The following is a 19,350-nucleotide window of genomic DNA, read 5'->3' as shown; positions in this document are numbered from 1 at the left end:
CGGGGAGCGGGGAGCGGGGAGCGGGGAGCGGGGAGCGGGGAGCGGGGAGCGGGGAGCGGGGAGCGGGGAGCGGGGAGCGGGGAGCGGGGAGCGGGGAGCGGGGAGTGGGGAGCGGGGGCGGCGGTCAGGGTTTGGTGGGGGTTGGGGTTATGGCCTCCAGCACGGCGTCCACGACGCGGGCGCGGCCCTGGCCGTCCACGGCGGCCCAGGCTCGGGCGGCCAGCGCCGCCCGGCGTCGCGGCGAGCTGAGCAGCCCGTTCAGCGTTCGCGCCGCCGTCGCTCGGGCGGTCCGCCCGGGCAGCCCGGCGGCGGTCAACTCCGGCAGTTCGCCGAGGCCGGCGGCCAGGCCGTGGCGCACCACCCGGGTGTACGACTCGCGCTGGTTGTCGACCACGCAGACCAGCGCAGCGGGCGCGCCGAGGCAGCACAGTTCCCAGGTGGAGGTGCCGGCGGCGCTGATCACGAGGTCCGCCTCGGTGATCAGGGTGGGCAGCGAGCCGGTGGGCGGGACGGGACGCACGACCTGCCCCCGCCCAGGGCTGATCGCCTCCAGCTCGGCCTCGATCTCGGGTCGCCCGACGACGACCGTGAGGTCCAGCGGGTGGGCGGTGGCCAGCAGTACCCGGGTCAGCGCCGGTGCCGCGCCGACCGCGTCGGTGCCACCGAAGAAGGCGAGCACCCGTGGTCTACCGACCGTCGTGGCGGGCCGGGGCCTCGCCGGGCGGGCGGTCACGACCGAGTCGCGCAGCAGGGCGTACCCGCTGCCGGCGAGCAGCCGTCCGGGCAGGTCCGGAGGCCGCGCCCCGAAGTTCTGGTCGAGGTAGAGGTCGGCGTCCTGGCCCCGGCTGTCCCCGTCGATCACGGCGAGGGTGAGGATGCCGGCTGCGCGCAGGGCACCGGCGGCGGCCGGGTCCAGTTCGTACGAGTCGAGGACCACCACGTCGAGGTCGTGTCGTCGGGCCGCCTCGACCAGCTCGCTCGGTGACTCGGGGCCGGGGTGCAGCTTGATGCCGCGCGCGGCCAGTTCGGCGCTGGCCCAGCCGACGCGCTCGACCGTGCCGAACACCGCGACGTGGGCGCCTCGGGCCAGGAACTCCTCGGCGAGGGCCAGGCAGCGGACGAGGTGCCCCACGCCGCGCCGTGGCCCGGCGTCGCAGCGCAGCCCGACCCGTAGCGTGCTCAGGACTCCTCCAGCCGCTTCTGGCGTACGTCGGCGTTGAGCGCGCGCAGCCGGGGTTGCCCGTCGAGCCAGTCGGCGAGCTTGGCCAGTGGCACGCTGACGTCGCCGAAGTGGTCGGCGACGGCGCTCACCAGCGCCCAGTCCTGCTCGGTGTCGAGGGTCAGCCGCAGCGCCGAACGGTTCGGGGTGAGGGTGACCCCGAGCACCCGGAACAGCTCCGGATGGGTGTACGCGTACGAGGTCACGTGCACCCGGTGGTGGCCGGTGGCGAGCCGGTCCAGGGTACGCAGGGCGTCCGCGCGGATGATCTCGACGTCCAGCCCTCGGGGCAGGGTGCGCGCGATCGACGTGCTCGCGTAGTCCAACCCGGGTACGGCCCGGTACACCGAGGCCACCAGCGTGATGATCTCCGGGTCGAGCAGCGGGCAGTCGGCGGTGAAGCGCATGACCGCGTCGCCCGGGTGGGCGGCGAGCGCGCCCACGAACCGGCCCAGCACGTCGTCGACGGGGCCGCGATGGCACGGCACGTCGAGCCGGCGGCACTCGTCGACCACCGCGTCGTCGACCGTGTCGGTGCTCGTGGCGACCACCAGGTCGGCCAGGACGCCGCTGTCGCGGGCGGCGCGGACGACGCGGCCGAGCACGGACCGCCCGGCGAGCGGGCGCAGCACCTTGCCGGGCAGCCGGGACGAGCCCATCCGGGCCTGCACGATGCCGACGATCCGTGCTCCGGCGGCCGCTCCCGCGTCGGCCGTCGCATCCGGACGCGCTGCCGTGGCGGGCGGCGCCGCAGGGTCGGGCCGCGCCGCAGGGTCGGGCCGCGTCGTCGCGGGAGCGCCGCCGTCGTCGGTCACTGCTGCTCCTCCTGCTCCGTGACGAGCTGCTTCGGGGCGAGCGCCGCGCGGGCACGTCGCTTCGCGGCACGCGCACCCCGCTTGGCCAGCCGGGCGGGGGTGATGGCGAGCCGGCCGACTCGGTAGCTGATGGACCCGCTGAGCAGGCCGATCTTCGCCTCGGCCCGGCGCAGCGCCCGTTCCCGGGAGGTGAGCAGCTCGTCGGTCCACTTGGTGAGGGCCGCCAGCCGACTGATCTCCTCGCGTTGGCGCCGCCACGCCTCGCGCAACTGCTGGTAGCTGTGCGCGCCGAGCGGCGGGTCGGTCGGTTCGACCGCCTGCAGGTCGGTGGCGAGGGCCGTGCGGTGCTCGGCGTCCAGGCCGTGCAGGCTGGCCGTGATCGCCGCCTCGACCTGGACCGCCTCGGCCACCGTCGTCCGGTCCAGGTCGTGGCCGGCGAGCCCGCCGAGGACGACGGTGAGGCCGGCGACGTCGAGGGTGGACGACCACGGGTGGGCGTACCCGCCGGTGAGCAGGGCCGCCGCGAAGCGCCACAGCCCGCGGGCCAGCACCACGTCGCCGGGGAGCCGGTCGGCCGCCCGCCAGCTCGGGTCGAGTACCGCGAAGCGTTCCCCGTCGACCACCATGTTGTCGGCACTGGCCAGCGCGGCGGCGCCGGCCAGCCGTCCGTCGGCGTCGGCCTGGTCGGCGAGCCAGCCCGCGTACCCGTGCAGCAGCGCGCGCACCGTGGTCAGGTCGCGGCGCAGCGCGGCGTCGAGCAGCAGGGTGTGCAGCAGCCGCCCGGACGGCACCGGTCCGGTCAGCGCGTCGGGGTCCCGGTACGCGGCCTCGCGGCTGGCGAACGGCGCGCTCGGCGCGCGCGTGTCGGCGGTGGCGACGTGCCCCCACCGCCAGCCGGACGGGCCGTCGCGCACCTCCAGCACACCGATCCCGGGCTGGCCGGACGAGCCGGTCTGCACCAGCGCCACCGGCAGCTCCGCGTCGCCGGGGGAGTCCGTGGGCCCGCCGGGCCGGTGGGCCAGCAGCAGCCAGGCCGGCGCGAGGTCCGCGGCCCGCCCGGCGTGCAGGGCGTCCACCGCCAGCCGGGCCGGGTCCTGGAGCACCGTGGCGGGAGCGAAGGCACCGGCGCAGGCGCCGTGCAGCACCGCGTCGAACAGCCCGCGGCCCGCGCCGTGGTCGAGCTGGTCGGCGTCGAGCAGGGCCGTCGCCGTCGCGCCATCGGGGTACGCGGCCCAGCAGGCGCTCGGGCGGAGCCCGCTGTCGGTGATCCGCTGCCGGAGCTGGTCCCGGTTGGCGGGGTGGGCCGGGTCGAGCACGCCGCCGATGACCCAGGCGGAGTCGTCGCGGGCGGCGTACCAGGGGGTGGTGGCGACCAGCCGGTGCAGCCCGAGCGGGTTGTCCAGGCGCAGCAGCAGCGCGCCACCGGGGCGTACCGCCGCGACCAGCCGGGCCAGCACGCCGTCCCAGCCGAGCCGGGTGCCCTCCACCGACTCGATCGGGTCCAGGCCGGCGGCGGCGATCACCACGTCGTACGTCTCGTCGTCGGGCAGGCCGGCGGGGCCGCCCACGATGACGCGGGTGGCCCGCTGGGCGAGCACCACCGCGTCCGGGTGACTGCGCAGCAGGCAGGTCACCTCGGCGTGGGCGAGCCGGTCGAGCAGCGCCGGGTCGTGCGGGCCGGCCAGCAGGACCCGCGCGCCGGACGGCACGACGCGGGCGGCCAGCGCGGCGAGCGGCCCGCCGTCGGCCAACCGCCCCTTCGGCAGGTCGGACCAGGCCAGCATCTCGCCGCCGGGCAGGCTGATCCGGCCGGCGGGTGCGGTCTCAGTCGTCACTGTCGTCCTCTTCTTCCCCAAGGTTCGCCCAACCCAGCAGCTCGCGTAGCTCGGCCGGGGTGCAGCGGTGGTCGACGCCCAGCTCCGCGCGGGCGATCGAGACGGCGGTGGGCAGGTCGACCCTGGTGCCGTGCAGCTCCGGCCACTGCCGACGGATGCGGGCGGTGCCGCCGAAGGTCGGGTCCTCGTTGGACAGGATCATCGGGTCGCCGTAGACCGCCGGTTCGCAGCCGGCCGCGATGCCGTAGAAGATCGCGCTGGTCAGCCGGTTGGATGCTACCCGGCGGTGCCGGCGCAGCTCGGTCAGTTGCTTGTCGAGGAACTCCGGGTCGGTGTCCTTCCACCAGTGTCCCCGGTAGCCGTGGCAGATCACCCGGAACCCGGCGCGCTCGTAGAGCCGCCGGACGTGGCGCATGCCGTACTCGTGCCAGTACAGGCAGACCGTCACCGGGCCGGGCTCGGTGTCGCGGATGCGGGCGATCAGCTCCCGGTGGTCGCCCTTGACGTGCTGCCCCTCCCAGCCGTGGAACGGGTACCAGATGGTGCCCTCCCGCTCCTGCTCCGGCGGGTTGTCCGGCCGCATCGCCAGCAGGTAGGTGAACGGGGCGCCGATCACGACGACGTTGCGCCGCCCCACCGACCAGGCCCGGCGGCGGGTCTGCTCGGACCAGAGCAGGCTGGGCGTGCGGTCGGCGTACGGGTGACCCGGCGCCAGGCCGTCGCCGATGTTCCAGCCGTGCTGCACGTACCCGTTGATCCGTGGCGGATGCCGGTCGCCGAGACCGGCGTAACGGGCCAGCACGTGGGCGTGGCCGTAGAAGTGGTTCGCGTGGTGCATCAGCTTCCCATCAGGCGGCGGAACGCACCGCGCTGCCCCGCAGGATCGCGGTCAGCGCGTCGATGACGCGGTCCTGGTCGGCGTCGCTGAGTCCCGGGTACAGCGGCAGCGACAGCTGCTGGGCGTAGAACGACTCGGCCACCGGGCACGACCCGCGCCGGTAACCCAGGTCGGCGAAGGCCGGGTGCCAGTGCACCGGGATGTAGTTGACCTGTACGCCGATGCCGGCCGCGCGCATCCGGTCGTAGACCTCGCGGCGACGGCCGTCGAGCACCCGGATCGGGTAGAGGTGCCAGGCCGGCTCGGCCCACGGCTGCTGGACGGGCAGGCGTACCCCGTCCAGGTCGGCGAGCGCCTCGTTGTAGCGGGCGACGAGCGCGGCCCGGCGGGCCACGAACTCGCCGAGGCGGCGCAGTTGGCTGCGGCCCAGCGCACAGAGCACGTCCGGCAGGCGGTAGTTCAGCCCGAACTCGGGGACCTCGTAGAACCAGCCGCCCTCGTCGGGGCGGCGCAGGTCGTCGCGCTCGCGGACCATGCCCACGCCACGGAAGCGGCGGGCCCGCTCCAGGATCTTCGGATCCAGCGCGGCGACCCCGCCGCCCTCGGCGGTGGTGAGGTTCTTCGTCGGGAAGAACGAGAACGTGGTCAGGTCGGCGAGTGATCCGACCGGCCGAGCGTGGTACGTCCCGCCGATGGAGTGCGCCGCGTCGGCGAGCAGCAGGGCGTCGGTGCCCGCGACGGCCTTGCGCAGCGCGTCGTAGTCGGCCGGGTGGCCGGCGTAGTCGACGGCGGAAACCACCTTGGTACGCGAGGTGACCGCCGCCGCCGCGGCAGCCGGGTCGAGGCAGAAGGTCTCCTCGTCGACGTCCGCGAACACGATCTTCGCGCCGAGGGCGACAGCGCTGCTGGCGGTCGCCACGAACGTCATGGGCGGCACCACCACCTCGTCGCCCGGTCCGACACCGGCCGCCGCGTACGCCACGTGCAGCGCGGCGGTGCCGTTGGAGACGGCGGCGACACCTGCCGCGCCGGTCACCCGGGCCAGGTCGGCCTCGAACGCGTCGACCTGCGGCCCGGTGGTGAGCCAGTCGCCGCGCAGCACGCCGGCGACGGCCGCGACGTCGTCCTCGGAGATCGACTGCCGGCCGTACGGGAGCATCCCTGTCATGCGGTCAGGCCGAGCATCTCGCGTAGCTGCTCGACGGTGAGCCACTCGTCGTTCGTGTCCGACTGGTAGGCGAAGCCGTCCGGCACGGGCTCGCAGTCGACCGGCGGCTGGTAGCCCCAACCGGCGATGGTCGGCTGGACGATGTAGCGGTCCTTGGCGCGCAGCGTCCGCCGGCTGTCGTCCGGGGCGATCATCTCCTCGTGCAGCTTCTCGCCGGGCCGGATGCCGATCTCGTGGGTGGTGGCGTCCGGGGCGACGGCCTCGACCAGGTCGAGGATGCGCATGCTGGGGATCCGGGGCACGAACAGCTCGCCACCCTGCATCTGGTCGAACGAGTCCATGACGAACTGCACGGCCTGCTCGAGGGTGATCCAGAAGCGGGTCATCCGCTTGTCGGTGATCGGCAGGCTCTTGCCCTCGGCGGCCAGCCGGTGGAACAGCGGGACGACCGAACCACGGCTGCCGACCACGTTGCCGTAGCGCACGACCGAGAACCGGGTCGGGTGGTGCGCGGCGTAGTGGTTGGCCGAGACGAACAGCTTGTCGCCGACCAGCTTGGTGGCGCCGTACAGGTTGATCGGGCTGGACGCCTTGTCGGTCGAGAGCGCGATGACCTTCTTGACGCCCGCCTCGATCGCCGCGTCGACCACGTGCTGCGAGCCGGTGATGTTGGTGGCGATGAACTCCGACGGGTTGTACTCGGCGGTGTCCACCTGCTTCAGGGCGGCGGCGTGCACCACGTGGTCCACGCCGTGCATCGCCCGCGTGAGGCGGTGCCGGTCCCGGATGTCGCCGATGAACCAGCGCAGGCGCGGGTCGTCGCCGAGCTGCTGGCGCAACTCGTACTGCTTGAGCTCGTCGCGGGAGAAGACCACCACCCGGGCGGGGTCGGCCTCGGTGAGGATGTGCCGGAGGAAGGTCCTGCCGAAGGAACCCGTTCCCCCGGTGATCAGAATGGACGATCCATTCAACTCACTCAATTTGGTGCTCCCGTGATCGTGGATGAACCGGCGGCCCTCGGCCGGCCGACCGGGGTGAGACGCTAACGGCGGCGGGTTAACGCACCGGCGCTCGCGGGTTAACCGCTTCCCCTGCCGTCGTGAATGGCGGGCACCGTGCAGGCGAACATTTCCGACCGGCCGGGAAGCGGGCTGACCAGGGGAGATCCGGCCGCTACAGTGGCCGCGCGAGCGACCCGGCAGCCTTGAGCGCGTCGTGGTTGCCGCGTTCACCCGACATCCGCACCGCCTCGGTGCGAGCGGATCATCCCCGAGCGTCACCAGCCTGTCCGGCGTGCCCAGCGGCCGGTCCGGCCGACGGTTCAGGAGGCGTTGATGGCAATCGGCAGCGACGTGATCGAACGGCCGGCGGTCCCGGCCGGGACACCGCCCGCGACACCCGCACGCCGATGGCTGGTGCCGCTGCTGCTGTTCGTCGGTTGGGTGCTGAGCGTCGCCTGGCGCCTGTGGCTGTCGCGGCACATCGCGCTGCCCATCGCCCACACCGACGAGGACAGCTATCTGAACACCGCCCGCGCCCTCGCCGGCGGTCCGGGCGGGTTCAGCAGCGAGAACGACCTGCTGCGCCGGGTCGGATACCCCATGCTCATCTCGCCCGCGTTCCTCGGCCACCACGACTTCGCCGACAGTTACCGTCTCGTCCAACTGATCAACGCGATGGTCAACTCGACGCTGCTGCCGCTGGCGTACCTCCTGGGCCGCCGGGTGCTCCGGCTGCCCCGCGCGTCGGCGCTGCTTGCGGCGGTGGTGGCGGCCACGCTGCCGGCCACCGCCTTCTACGCCGGCGTCGCGATGATCGACACGGTGATGGCGCCGCTCGTGGTCGCCTGGCTGCTCGCCGTGCACCGCTGGATCGAACGCCCCGGGCCGCTCGCCGCGGCCACCGTGGGCCTGCTGGTGGGGTCGTTCCACCTGCTGCACTCGCGCGGTCTGGTGATCGTGGCCGTGCACGCCGGCCTGGTCCTGCTGCTGTTCGTGCGCCGCCGGATCACCCCCGTCGCGGTGCTCGCGGCGCTGCTGCCGGTGCTGGCCCTGGCGCTGGTCAACGAGGCCGGCATCCGCTTCCTCGGGGACAAGGTCTACCTGCTGGGCAGCACCCCCGGGGGCGGCACGGTCGCCGCCGTCGCCTCCGCCCAGGGGGTGGTCCGCGTCGGGGCGGCCGTCACCACCCAGCTCTGGTACCTCGTGGTGATCACGTTCGGACTGGCCGGGATCGCCTGGGCCGCCGCCGTCAAGGAGCTGTGGCGTCCGCGCCACGGTGACGCCACCCGCTGGACGATGGGGGTGGCGCTGGTCGTGAGCGTCGGGGTCGCCAGCGGCGCGTCGGTGCTCCTGGCCGGCATCACCGGCAAGCCGTTGGACGCGATCTACGGCCGCTACGTGCAGATGCTCGCCCCGTTCTGGCTGCTGGTCGGGCTCGGGGTGCTGCTCACCGAGGAGCGCCGGGTGGCGCTGCGCCGGGCGGCGGTCGCGGTGGGCCTGCTGGTCGCCGGCGGCGCGCTGGTCGCCGGTCGCCTCGCGTACGTGGCCAGCCGAGGGCACTCGCTGCGCTACGGCGGCTTCGGCGCGCCGGACCTGATGGCGTTGACCAACGGTTGGCGCGAGATGCGTCCGGTGCTCGGGTCGCTGATCGGCATCGGCGCGTGCGTGCTGCTGGTGGCCGCGGTCCGGGTGCCCCGGCTGCGGCTGCCCGTGCTCGGCGTCCTGGTCGTGGTCAACCTGCTCACCATGCAGGTGATCGACCAACGGCTGGTGCGGCCGATGGCCGCGAGCACCGCGCCGACCCCCTGGGTCGCCGACGTCGGCGTACGCCCCGGCGAGCGGGTCTGGGCCTCCACCGGTGTGCACTACATCCTGCGGTTCAACCTCAGTCACCAGGTCACCTGGACCGACGTGCGGTGGTTCCGCGAACAGCCGCCCGCCGCCGCGCAGGTGGTGTTCGCCCGCTGGGCGCCCGGCCAGCCGGACGACTGGGACGGCGCGAGGTACGGCTTCGTCCGGCTCGGCGGCAACGAACGGCAGCACTGGGCCGCCTGGCGGCGCGCCTGATTCCGAGCCCATTACCGCCCGGTGGTCACCGCGTTCCGGTGAACGATGGATGTCCACCGGGCGTACGGGTGCCTAACGCTTTACCGCCATTGCGGAAATGCCGGCGGCAATCACCGTTGGCGACGATCCTCACGCGCCAGGGAAATCGGAATGACGGTGATTTCCCGCCCGTCGGACAGTTCCTGCCGTGGCGTGCCCTCGACGAATCGAAAACGTCGGTTCATCTGCCGCACGACGGTGTTGTGCGCCAGCACCTCGCCGTCGAGCCGAGTCAGGTGCAACCCGTCGAAGGCGTACTCCACGGCCTCCCGCATCACCCCCAGCCAGGCCGGCAGCGTCTCGCCCCGCCCGGCCAGCCCGTCGGCGTCCAGGTAGAAGCCCCACGCCCCGGTTCGCGGGGCGTCCAGCCGCAGGTCGAAGAAGGTGACGACACCGCAGGGTCGGTCGTCGTGGACGTACGTCAGGACGCGCCGCGTCGGGTCGTCGCGCACCGCCGACCACCACCGGGCGTGCTCCTCGGCGGTGATCTCGTGGCTGGTCTTGCTGACCTGACGGTTGGTTTCCTGATTACGCCAGGACAACATCAGATGAACGTCGTCCGCCGTCGCTTCGCGTAGCACGTGCTCCCGCTTTCCTGTCTGAACACATCCGGTCGGAGCACCTTACCCGGGCCTACCGGGAAAGCAGTTATCCATTCGCTGGGTTGTAGACTCCGGCGCATGAACGAATTGAGTCGCGCGCAGATCCGCGACCTCATGGCGCAGGTGCTCAAGAACCAGGACAAGGAGCTGCCCGCCGACGACGCGGCGCAGCTGCGGGACATCGGTTTCCGCTCGCTGGACTTCTCCGAGCTGGCCCTGCGCGTGGAGGACGAGACGGGGGAGGAGCTCAACTTCGACGCTCCCGGCCTGCGCCGCATCGCCACCGTCGGCGACGTCCTCGACTTCCTCGTCGAGCTTTCGCAGCAGTGACCGTCGCGACCCCCCACCCGGCCACGGCGGGTCGGGAACCGGCCGGCGTCGACAACCGGCTCGTCGCGGGCGGCGCCGCGCTGACCTGGCGGACGTTGCCGACGCCGCAGCTGCCCGACCCCGCCGCGGTGCTGGCGCACTCCGCCCGGCACGCGCTCGCCGCCGCGCGACAGCACGCCGTGCACGGCACCGAGCTGCTGCTCAGCACCGCGAGTCGGGTGGACGCGACGATGCGCGCGGAGCTGGACGACGCGGGCTTCACCGTGACCCTCCTCGACGACGACGGCGCGCACCCCAGCGCGCCCGCCCGATCGCGCGTCGCCGAACCCGGCCGGCTGTGGCTGCTGACGTCCGGGTCGACGGGCCGTCCCAAGCGGGTCGGGCACACCCTCGACACGTTGACCACCGTGCGGGCCGACCAGCCGGACCGGACCTGGCTGTGCCCCTACGCCCCCGGCACGTACGCCTGGTGGCAGGTCGTGACCCTGTCGCTGACCCAGCCCGGTCAGCACCTGGTGGTCATCGAGCCGGACGAACTGGACGATTGGCCGGCGGTCGCCGCCGCGCACGGGGTCGACGCCGCGTCCGGCACGCCCACCTTCTGGCGGCGCACCCTCTACCGGGACGCCGCCGCGCTGGCCCGGGTGCCGCTGCGTCAGATCACCCTCGGCGGCGAGCCGGTGGACCAGGCGATCCTGGACCAGCTGCGCGAGGTCTTCCCCGCCGCGCGGATCTCCTGGATCTACGCGTCCTCGGAGGTCGGCGCGTCCATTGTGGTGCACGACGGGCGGGCCGGGTTCCCCGCCGAGTGGCTGGACCGGGAAACCGAGGGCCGACCCACCCTGTCGGTACGCGACGACGAACTGGTCGTCACCTCCCCGTACCACGGGGTCGGGCTCTCCGGCCCGGTCCGCACCGGGGATCGGGTGCAGGTGGTCGACGGGCGGGTGCTGATCACAGGTCGCTTGGACACCGACGAGATCAACGTGGGTGGGAGCAAGGTCTCCGCCGGTGTGGTCCGTGGCGTGCTGACCCAGCATCCCGATGTGGCCTGGGCCCGCGTCACCGGCCGCCGCGCCCCGGTGCTCGGTCGGATGGTCGTCGCCGACGTGGTCCTCGCACCCGCCGAGCACGCGGACGCCCCGCTGCCCGACGAGGCCGCGCTGGTCCGCTGGTGCGCCGACCGGCTGCCCGAGCACGCCGTGCCCCGCCGGATCCGTGTGCTGACCGAGATTCCCGTCAAGGAGACCCTGAAGAGCGATGTCTGACCCCGCCGACACCAAGCTCGTTCCCCCCAGCTCCGTGGTCCTCGTCTCCGGCGGTTCCCGGGGGCTGGGCCTGGCCATCGTCACCGACCTGCTCGACGCGGGCGTACGGGTGGCCGCGTTCGCCCGTACCGTCACCCCCGAGCTGGAGAAGCTCGCCGCCGAGCACCCCGACCGGGTGCACGTCGGTTCGGTCGACGTCACCGATTTGCGCGCCGCGCAGGGCTTCGTCCGCGAGGTGGAGCAGCGCCTCGGCCCGATCGACGGCATCGTCAACAACGCCGCCGTCGGGCAGGACTCCCTGCACGTGCACACCGCGACCGACGACATCGCCCGGATCATCGAGACCAACCTGACCGCGCCGCTGCAACTGACCCGGCTGGTGATCCGTCGGATGCTCGGCAAGGGGCTGCGGGGCCGCGTCGTCAACATCACCTCGATCTGCGCGCAGCGTGGCTTCCCGGGCCTGGTCGCGTACTCGGCCACCAAGGGCGGCATGGACGCCGCCACCCGCTCGCTCGCCCGGGAACTCGGCGGCCGGATGCTGGTCAACGCGGTCGCGCCCGGCTTCTTCGCCTCGGAGATGTCCGCCGTGCTCGGCCCGACCCAGCTCGACCAGATCGTGCGCCGTACCCCGACCGGCCACCTGACCGAGCCGGAGGAGGTCGTACCGGTGGTGCGGATGCTGCTGCGCGAGCACACCAACATCAACGGCCAGGTCATCGTGGTGGACGGTGCCGCCTCCATCTGACCTGCGCCCGGTGCCGGGACTGCTCGCCGCCGCCGAACGGCACCTACGCATCGGTACGCCCGCCGACCTGGCCTCGGCGACGACCCGCAGTCACCTCGACGACGGGCGCTGCGTCGGCTGGTACGGCCCGCCGGTGCCGGGTTGGCGAGTGGCCGTCGACGCGGAGCGCGCGAACGCCCCGGTGCCCCCGGCACTGGCCCGCCACTTCGGCGCCGCTGACTTCTGGGCCCGGTGGACCCGGGCCGAGTGCTGCTGCAAGTTGGTCGACGTGCCGATCGCGACCTGGTGGCGTCGGCACGGGCTGGGCACTCCGGTGAACGTCGCCATCCTCTGGAGCACCCTGCGGGTCGCCGACCTGGTGGTCACCGTCGGCTTCGCCCCCGAGCAGGGCGCGGGGCTGACCGGCCGCGACTGACGGCGGGGTGCCGCTGTTGTCGGGCGCCTCCTGTCGAGCTGCCCCATCGGTGGGGCGGGATGGCACCCACGGCACGCGCCCCATTTTCGGGGCAGCTCGACAGGAGGCGCACAGGGCGCTGCCGGCCGCAGAGCCGGGCACCCCGCGGCGCCGCTACCGGCGCGGCGGGGCACCCGGCCGCACAGCGGTCAGATCAGGTCCCAGCTCAGCGGGGTGCCGCGCGGGACGTCGGTGGTAAAGGTGCGGCCCAACACCCTGTCGATCTCGATCGGGGCCAGGCCGCCGGCCGGGCGGATCGACCGGACGTTCTGTGCCGTCACCGGGTCGCCGGCCCGGACGTCCTCGACCACGAACAGCGAACGGCGGAACCGTAGCCCTTCCCGCTCGGCCGGCGTCGGGCCGATCGCGGTGCCGCCCAGCGCCGCGTAGGCGCGGCCCGACTCCTCGACGAGCGCGGTCAACTCCGCCGGGTTCAGCGAGAAGTCCGAGTCCACGCCGCCATCGGCCCGGTCCAGGGTCACGTGCTTCTCGATGAAGCAGGCGCCCAGCGCCACCGAGGCGACCGCCACGCCGATACCGGGCGTGTGGTCGGAGAGCCCGACCGGCACGTCGAACGCGCCGGCCAGCACCGGCAGGCGGCGCAGGTTGCTGTCGGCGGGGGGTGCCGGGTAGGACGCGGTGCAGGCCAGCAGGACGATGCCCGCCGCGCCGCCGTCGCGCGCGGTCCGTACGGCGGCGTCGATCTCGGCGACCGTCGCCATCCCGGTCGAGATCACCATCGGCTTGCCGGTGCTGGCCACCAAGCGGATCAGCGGCAGGTCCACCAGCTCCGAGGACGCGATCTTGTACGCCGGGGCGTCCAACGACTCCAACAGCGCCACGGCGGTCGCGTCGAACGGTGACGAGAAGACCGTCAGCCCGCGCGCGCGGGCCCGCGCGAAGATCGGGGCGTGCCACTCGTACGGGGTGTGCGCCCGCTCGTAGAGGCGGTACAGGTTCTCCCCGCCCCACAGCTCGTGTCCGCCGGAGATGCGGAAGGCCGGGGTGTCGACGTCGATCGTGATCGTGTCCGGCCGGTACGTCTGCAGCTTGAGCGCGTGCGCGCCGCTCTCGGCGACCGCGTCCACGATGGCCAGCGCCCGGTCCAGGTCGCCGTTGTGGTTACCGGACATCTCGGCGACCACGAAGGGCCGCTCCCCGGCACCGACCGCGTGCGGTCCGATCTTGATTGTCGCCGTCATTCCGACCTCTGTTCCCTTACGCCCGCACCGACGTGCGGTGGTGCTGTCGTCGTCCCCCCGAACGGGTGGACGACCTGAAAAACCCCGGCACCCGCCGAACGGGTCACGGCAGGCGGCCACCGGCCAACGCGTCCGACCGTCCCGGCCTGCCGGCGGCGTGCCCGCCGTCCGGCCTGCTCGTCGAACGCGCCGCTCGGGAGGGGTCGTCGGTCGACGACGAGTCGGCGCTGGCGGTCGGGCCGGACCGTCGCCACCGTCCGGTGACCCGGTGCGCCTGCCGCAGCGCCGAGTACGCCAACCAGTCACCCCGCCCCACCAGGCGGTGCTTGAGCCCGCTGACCCCCGGCGGCATCGGATAGCCGCCGGGGGGCAGGTATCGGCGGTAGTGCTCGGCGACCCGGTGGAAGAAGGCGCGCCGCAGGTGTGGGTGCAGCCGGTCGTCGTTGCCGACCACCACCAGGTAGTGGCTGATCATCAGCTCGAACAGCTCGGCCCGCAGGCCCTCGTCCGGGTGCCGGCGGGCAACCCAGTCCATCAGCCGCTCGTACTGGCCGAACGCGTCGAAGTGCCGGCCACTGCGGGTGGAGGTGATGGCGCCCTGGCGGCCCTGCCGGTACAGGTAGCAGACCCGGTCCAGCACCGAGATCTTCTCCGCGCCGATCAGCAGCGGGTGGCTGAACGGGATGTCCTCGTACCAGCCGGGGAAGAAGCGCAGCTCCAACTCGTCGAGAAAGGCCCGGCGTACCACCTTGTTCCACGCCGTGTGCTGCACCCGCAGCAGGTGCGGCTGGTCGGCCAGGCGGGCCACGCCCGGCACCCCGCGCAGCAGGTGGCTGCTCGCGTCGACCTCCCGCCGACCGTCCTCGTGCACCCGCAGGTGGTCCAGCATGAGGACGTCGGGCTGGTGTTCACGCAGCCGGTCCAGCACCGCCGCGATCGTGCCCGGTGGCAGCCAGTCGTCGCTGTCGACGAACCACACGTACCGGCCGGTGGCCACGTCGAGGCCCGCGTTGCGGGCCAGGCCCAGACCCACGTTCTCTTCCAGGTGTACGACGCGGACGTTGTCGCGCCCGGTGGCGTAGGACCGCAGCATCGCGCCGCAGCCGTCCGGCGAGGCGTCGTCCACGGCGATCAGCTCGACCGCCTCCGACTCGCCCGCCGGGATGTCCGCCCGGACCGACTCGAGGCACTGGTACAGGTAAGCCTCGACGCCGTAGACGGGCACGACGATGCTCAGCAGCGGCGCGTGCGTCGGCTCATTGACCACGTCGCCACCTTCGACGACGTGGATGGCCAGCCCCGGAACCACACGTGGCCGCCGATGGTGAAATCCCTGAACACCCGCGAAGCGGAAGGTAAACAACGGCCGCCCGGTTCACCCGGGAGTGACCCGGTAGGGTGCCTCGGCATGACGAGCACCACCGACGCGCCGGCCGCGCCGGCCGCCCCCGCCCGGCTGCCGTCGCTGACCGGGCTGCGGTGGATCGCCGCGCTGCTGGTCTTCGGGTTCCACGCCGGGACGATGCGGATCATCGCCGAGCCGGAGTACAAGGCCGTCGTCGACGCCCTCTTCACCCTCGGCCTGTCCGGCGTGCAGTTCTTCTTCATTCTCAGCGGCTTCGTGTTGGTCTGGTCGGCCCGCCCGGGCGACTCGCGGCTGACCTTCTGGCGTCGACGGGTCGCGAAGATCTACCCGAACCACGTGGTGCTGTGGGCCGCCGCGCTGCTGGTCGCCGGGTGGTTCGCCGATCCCGTCCTGCCGGCCGTCGCCGTGGAGAACCTGCTGCTGTTGCAGGCGTGGGACCCCCGGCTGGGCTGGTTCTACAGCGTCAACACGGTGAGCTGGTCGCTGTCCTGCGAGTTCTTCTTCTACCTCTGTCTGCCGCTGGCGCTGCCCCTGTTGCGCCGGGCGCGACCCGCGGTGCTCTGGGCGCTCGTGGTCGCGCTGCCGCTGCTGATCCTCGCGCTCTGGCCGGCCCAGCATCTGGTGCCGGAGGTAAGCCGCTGGTGGTTCACCCAGATCTTCCCGCCGGTGCGGTCCCTGGAGTTCTGGTTGGGCGCGGTGGCGGCCGAGCTGATGCTCCGGGGCCGGTGGCGCGGGCCGGGCCTGACCGCCGCCACCGCGATCTTCGTGGGCACCTGGGTGGCCGCCGCGCAGTGGATCCGCGCCGAGTTGTGGACCACGCTGCTCGCCGTCGCGTACCTGTTGGTGATCACCGCGGCCGCCGACGCCGACGTGCGCGGCCGGCGCTCGCCGTGGCGCTCGCGTCCGCTGGTCTGGCTCGGCGAGGTCTCGTTCGCCTTCTACCTGGTGCACGTCCTGGTGATGACGAGCGTGCTCCGGCTCAGCGGCGACTGGGGGACCGGTTTCCGGGGTTGGCGGGGTCCGGCGGTGGTGCTCGGATTCCTGCTCGCGAACCTGGTCCTCGCCGGGTTGCTGCACCGCTGGGTGGAGACCCCGATGATGCGCCGGCTCGCGCCACGTCGCCCGGGTCGCCCGCCGCTCGTTCCCCATCAGCGCACCACCTCGTCGGCCGGGAGCGGTGACGCCGGCGTGCCGCCCGTGCCCGCCCGTCCAGACGCGCAAGATCGCGCTCGATCCTGGTTGTAGTGGTCTCGTCAGCCGAGTGAGGCCACTACATCAACGATCGAGCGCGATCTTGACCGGCGCGGTGGCACCCACCAGCGCCGGCTGACGCCACCTGGTCCACGCTGGTCGGACGGGGTCGGCGCGGCGCTGGCCGACACGCCCGTCGCCGATGCGTCCGGGCGGTCCCGACGGTAGCGTGAGGACGTGCTCCCGGTCGCGCTCACCTGTCCCCTGTGGTGGGTGGCGCGCTGGGCGGCACGGGTGCTGACCAGCCTCGCCGTGCTGTCGCTCGCCCTGGGCGCGGCCCCGGCGCTGCTACCGGCATCGACCGCCGCGGCCCCGCCGCCCATCATCGGGTCGCTCGCCCTCGCGGAGCCGCTCGGACCGTCGACCGCGGCCCTCTCCACCGTCCTCACCGACCGCGCCGCCACCGGCTCGGCCGCCACCGACAGGGTCGGCGAGGGACGAGCCGCAGAGCTTGGCGCTGACGCCTCCGCGCGGTCGGTCGAGCCGCAGCCCGCCCGGCACGGTGGTTCGGACGCGTTACCCCGCCCATTGGCGGGCGTGACCTCGGCGCGCACGGGCTCGGAGCGGCCCCTCCGCGCCGCCGGCTCGGCCAGCCGGGCCCCCCGCGCCCCGCCGGCCTAGCGGGGTCAGTCACCGGCGCGGCACGCCGTCCCGCGAGCGCCGGAGTGTGGCGCGCCGAGATCTCCATCACCGGCGACGCCGCCAGACCGAACGCCAGTCACCACACCTGACGACACACCGCCCGCACCCGCCCGTGCGGCATCCCATCGCTTACGTGCTCATGCCGAGGTGTCGATCATGGAAACCGTCGTCTTCTACCAGTTCCTGACCGAGGTGCCCCAGGCCGCCGCCATCTGGTCGGCCCTGTTCCTGCTGGCGCTGACGGTCCTCGCCGTCCTGGTGGCCCGACCGGAGCGGGACTCGCCCGCGGCCGACCCCACGCCGCCGACACCCACCGCCCGCGAGATGGCCGTCGCCGAGATGGCCGACCTGCGCCGGTACGCCGAGGAGGTGGCCGTGGCCGCCGCCCGGGCCGCGCGGACCGCCCGACGGCGGCGCGCTGACTGGCTGGTCGCTCAGGACGAGGCGCAGCGGGCCTGGACCGCGTACGACGAGGCGGACACGGCCGCCCGTCGGGTCGCCGGTGCCGGGGCGTTGCCGACACCGCGTACCCCGCACACCCCCGCCGAGTACGCGGCGAGGGAGCGCTATCTGCACCGTGCCGCCATGGCGGCGCACTGGCGGGGGGAGTTGACCATGGCTCAGCTCGGCGACGTGTTCGGGCACCGGCGCGGCTGGGACCCCCGCCGGCACCCGGTCGAGCAGGAGACGCTGCTCATCCGGGCGATCCGTGACGCGAGGCTGGCCGAGCACCGGACGGCCGCCGAGCGGGAGCGGTCGTCCTGGCGGGACGCCGAGGTGGCCGCCGAGTCGGCGCGCGTCCTCGCCGAGGAGGCGTACGTGGCGGCGGTCCGGTCGCGGCCGAGCCCGGCGTTCTCCCGGCGCACCGCGACGCGGCCGTCGCGTACGGCCCTCGTGGCACGCTGGCGTCCGGCCCGGGCCGGTTGAGCCCGATCCGTTATGTGAGGCGGGTCACCGGCGGCGGGAATCGGGCGGCGGGCATCATCGGCGGCCATTGCGCCCGCGATTGTGGCCGCGTTGTCGGCCACCTGTCCGGTTGTCGCCCACAGGTGCCGGCGGAACCCGTTGTCCCATCGAGTCACGTCAGCGGCAGAACGCGCAGAAATTGCTGGGCCAATCGATGTTTACGCAGGTGGGCGCGGCTTGGCAGAGTGCGTACCGGCCAGTACTGTCGTCCCGTCCGGTGCGGTTACCGATCGCAGGAGGCGACGCCGCGCCGACCCGCTCAATCGTGATCAACGAACCGGGGACCCACAGTAAGTCCGGGGTGAATCCGCGAGCCACGGCCCGCGGTAGGGCGATCTTCCCGCCCGAATCCGTCAGCTAACCCGGTAGGCGGTGACGGAAGGAGTTCCATCCTCGTGCAGCACCCCTCGACCCCCTTGTTGTTCCGCCGCCTCCACGGCGACGCGGTGTCCCCGCTCATCCGCCTCGTGACGGTGAGCTGACCCCCCGGGTCACCGCACTTCCCGCCCGGCCGCGCCGGGCGTTCCCCTGAGCGGCTCATCATCCGCGGGCCACCGCCCGCGCGCTGACGCCTGCCCGGATGCCGGTCGAGCCCCGGTGTGCCGCTCTCCCTGTGAACCGTGGAGGACCTCGTGAAGCACACCCTGAAGCGCCAGCTCCGTCGCCTCGCGACCGAGCGCCCGTACCAAATCGTCGCCGCCTCCGCCGCGGCCCTCGCGATCGCCACCACCGCCGGCGCCCTGGTCGCCGGCGCCGACGACGCCCCGGCCGGCTCGCGTACCCCGACCACGGTCGCCGAGATGCGCAGTGACACCGTCGCCTCCCGTGGCGAACTCCGGTCCGCGGCCCCGTCGGCGAGCGTCGCACCGAGCACCGCCGCCCCGGCCACCACCGCCGCGTCCCCCGCCGCGAAGGCCACGAGCAACCCGGACGTCACCCGGAAGCCGACGCCGCCGAAGCCGCCCGCGACGAAGGTGCTCGACTACGACTACGAGGCGCAGAACACCTACTACAACTGCGGCCCGGCGGCCACCCGCAACGCGCTCAGCGCCAGCGGGATCGACCGCACCCAGGAGGAGCTCGGCGCCGAACTGGGCACCACCGAGATGGGCACCAACTCGGCCGAGGACACCACCCGGGTGCTCAACGCCGAGGTGAAGGGCTCCCCGTACCGCACCCGCATGTTCGCGGGCACGCCCAGCCCGGCCCAGATGGACCGTCTTCAGGCCGACGTCGTCAAGGCCATCACCGATGGCCGGGGCGTGGTGGCGAACGTCGTCGGCGACGCCATCGACACCGAGGGCGGCTATCACTCCTACGGCGGTGGGCACTACATCGCCGTCGTCGGCTACAAGGACAACGGCCGTACGGTGCGGATCGCCGACTCGGCGAACGCCGCCGACCCGGCCTACTGGATCACCACGATCGACCTGGCGAACTGGATCGCCACCCGGGGTTACTCCGCCTGACCAACGCGCGACACCCCACGACGCCGCGGGCGCCGTCTCCCACAAGGGGCCGGCGCCCGCGGCGTCCCCG

General features: G+C 73.4%; 18 protein-coding genes and 1 riboswitch. Of the genes, 9 read left to right on the top strand and 9 right to left on the bottom strand.

The window, feature by feature from the left end; translation table 11 throughout:
* Positions 1–124: 124 nt before the first annotated feature.
* The 6 genes from ACIBTX_RS08000 to pseB form a co-directional block, all read right to left on the bottom strand.
* Entirely contained in the window at positions 125–1,183 is a 1,059-nt protein-coding gene (locus ACIBTX_RS08000; RefSeq protein WP_396832277.1) for a PseG/SpsG family protein, read from the bottom strand.
* On the bottom strand, positions 1,180–1,902 hold the full coding sequence (locus ACIBTX_RS07995; RefSeq protein WP_357171593.1) for a glycosyltransferase family protein: 723 nt from the start codon (positions 1,900–1,902) through the stop codon (positions 1,180–1,182). The genes ACIBTX_RS08000 and ACIBTX_RS07995 overlap by 4 nt, the downstream gene beginning before the upstream one ends.
* 128 nt (positions 1,903–2,030) lie before the next feature.
* A complete protein-coding gene (locus ACIBTX_RS07990) occupies positions 2,031–3,869 on the bottom strand; it encodes a class I SAM-dependent methyltransferase (protein WP_396832221.1) in 1,839 nt (612 codons plus the stop codon).
* On the bottom strand, positions 3,859–4,707 hold the full coding sequence (locus tag ACIBTX_RS07985) for a hypothetical protein (protein ID WP_357120130.1): 849 nt from the start codon (positions 4,705–4,707) through the stop codon (positions 3,859–3,861). Before ACIBTX_RS07985 ends, ACIBTX_RS07990 begins: the two co-directional genes overlap by 11 nt.
* 10 nt (positions 4,708–4,717) lie before the next feature.
* Positions 4,718–5,875 (bottom strand): aminotransferase class I/II-fold pyridoxal phosphate-dependent enzyme, encoded by a 1,158-nt coding sequence (locus ACIBTX_RS07980; protein ID WP_357120127.1) that lies wholly within the window; start codon positions 5,873–5,875, stop codon positions 4,718–4,720.
* Positions 5,872–6,855 carry a UDP-N-acetylglucosamine 4,6-dehydratase (inverting) gene (pseB, locus tag ACIBTX_RS07975; protein WP_357120124.1) on the bottom strand — a complete coding sequence of 328 codons (984 nt, stop codon included), beginning with the start codon at positions 6,853–6,855 and terminating at the stop codon, positions 5,872–5,874. The genes ACIBTX_RS07980 and pseB overlap by 4 nt, the downstream gene beginning before the upstream one ends.
* Before the next feature lie 354 nt (positions 6,856–7,209).
* On the opposite strand from pseB, the gene ACIBTX_RS07970 reads away from it, so the two are divergent.
* Positions 7,210–8,943 carry a hypothetical protein gene (locus ACIBTX_RS07970; RefSeq protein WP_396832220.1) on the top strand — a complete coding sequence of 578 codons (1,734 nt, stop codon included), beginning with the start codon at positions 7,210–7,212 and terminating at the stop codon, positions 8,941–8,943.
* 110 nt (positions 8,944–9,053) lie between these two features.
* On the opposite strand, the gene ACIBTX_RS07965 is transcribed toward ACIBTX_RS07970, so the two are convergent.
* A complete protein-coding gene (locus ACIBTX_RS07965) occupies positions 9,054–9,563 on the bottom strand; it encodes a GNAT family N-acetyltransferase (protein ID WP_355050343.1) in 510 nt (169 codons plus the stop codon).
* Positions 9,564–9,662: 99 nt separating this feature from the next.
* Between ACIBTX_RS07965 and ACIBTX_RS07960 the strand changes: the two genes are divergently transcribed.
* The 4 genes from ACIBTX_RS07960 to ACIBTX_RS07945 are packed head-to-tail and all read left to right on the top strand — an operon-like array spanning position 9,663 to position 12,345.
* Positions 9,663–9,914 carry an acyl carrier protein gene (locus ACIBTX_RS07960; RefSeq protein ID WP_357120118.1) on the top strand — a complete coding sequence of 84 codons (252 nt, stop codon included), beginning with the start codon at positions 9,663–9,665 and terminating at the stop codon, positions 9,912–9,914.
* Positions 9,911–11,182: an AMP-binding protein gene (locus ACIBTX_RS07955; RefSeq protein WP_363661121.1), complete on the top strand. Its 1,272-nt coding sequence runs from the start codon at positions 9,911–9,913 to the stop codon at positions 11,180–11,182. The genes ACIBTX_RS07960 and ACIBTX_RS07955 overlap by 4 nt, the downstream gene beginning before the upstream one ends.
* On the top strand, positions 11,175–11,930 hold the full coding sequence (locus ACIBTX_RS07950; RefSeq protein WP_357120112.1) for an SDR family NAD(P)-dependent oxidoreductase: 756 nt from the start codon (positions 11,175–11,177) through the stop codon (positions 11,928–11,930). The genes ACIBTX_RS07955 and ACIBTX_RS07950 overlap by 8 nt, the downstream gene beginning before the upstream one ends.
* Complete coding sequence (locus ACIBTX_RS07945) at positions 11,914–12,345, top strand: hypothetical protein (RefSeq protein WP_396832219.1); 432 nt, start codon at positions 11,914–11,916, stop codon at positions 12,343–12,345. The genes ACIBTX_RS07950 and ACIBTX_RS07945 overlap by 17 nt, the downstream gene beginning before the upstream one ends.
* A 188-nt stretch (positions 12,346–12,533) precedes the next feature.
* Here the strand turns inward: ACIBTX_RS07945 and pseI are convergent, their stop codons facing one another.
* Positions 12,534–13,586: a pseudaminic acid synthase gene (pseI, locus tag ACIBTX_RS07940; protein WP_357120106.1), complete on the bottom strand. Its 1,053-nt coding sequence runs from the start codon at positions 13,584–13,586 to the stop codon at positions 12,534–12,536.
* A 103-nt stretch (positions 13,587–13,689) separates the two neighbouring features.
* Positions 13,690–14,853 carry a glycosyltransferase gene (locus tag ACIBTX_RS07935; protein WP_357120103.1) on the bottom strand — a complete coding sequence of 388 codons (1,164 nt, stop codon included), beginning with the start codon at positions 14,851–14,853 and terminating at the stop codon, positions 13,690–13,692.
* A gap of 141 nt (positions 14,854–14,994) precedes the next feature.
* Between ACIBTX_RS07935 and ACIBTX_RS07930 the strand changes: the two genes are divergently transcribed.
* The 4 genes from ACIBTX_RS07930 (at position 14,995) to ACIBTX_RS07915 (ending at position 19,280) form a co-directional block, all read left to right on the top strand.
* Positions 14,995–16,197, top strand: coding sequence for an acyltransferase (locus ACIBTX_RS07930; RefSeq protein ID WP_357171549.1), 1,203 nt, complete (start codon positions 14,995–14,997; stop codon positions 16,195–16,197).
* A 183-nt stretch (positions 16,198–16,380) separates the two neighbouring features.
* A complete protein-coding gene (locus ACIBTX_RS07925; RefSeq protein WP_363661120.1) occupies positions 16,381–16,824 on the top strand; it encodes a hypothetical protein in 444 nt (147 codons plus the stop codon).
* A gap of 177 nt (positions 16,825–17,001) precedes the next feature.
* Positions 17,002–17,772 carry a hypothetical protein gene (locus tag ACIBTX_RS07920; protein ID WP_357120094.1) on the top strand — a complete coding sequence of 257 codons (771 nt, stop codon included), beginning with the start codon at positions 17,002–17,004 and terminating at the stop codon, positions 17,770–17,772.
* Between the two features lie 285 nt (positions 17,773–18,057).
* A riboswitch (cyclic di-AMP (ydaO/yuaA leader) is annotated at positions 18,058–18,198 on the top strand.
* A 233-nt stretch (positions 18,199–18,431) separates the two neighbouring features.
* The gene (locus ACIBTX_RS07915) at positions 18,432–19,280 is read left to right on the top strand and encodes a C39 family peptidase (protein WP_357120091.1); all 849 of its coding nucleotides are present in this window, start codon (positions 18,432–18,434) and stop codon (positions 19,278–19,280) included.
* Positions 19,281–19,350: the final 70 nt, after the last annotated feature.

This window comes from Micromonospora sp. NPDC049359, from assembly GCF_044466585.1.
Taxonomy (GTDB): domain Bacteria; phylum Actinomycetota; class Actinomycetes; order Mycobacteriales; family Micromonosporaceae; genus Micromonospora.
Note: the sequence above shows the minus strand (reverse complement) of the source record. Positions and strands in the feature narration are given on the sequence as shown.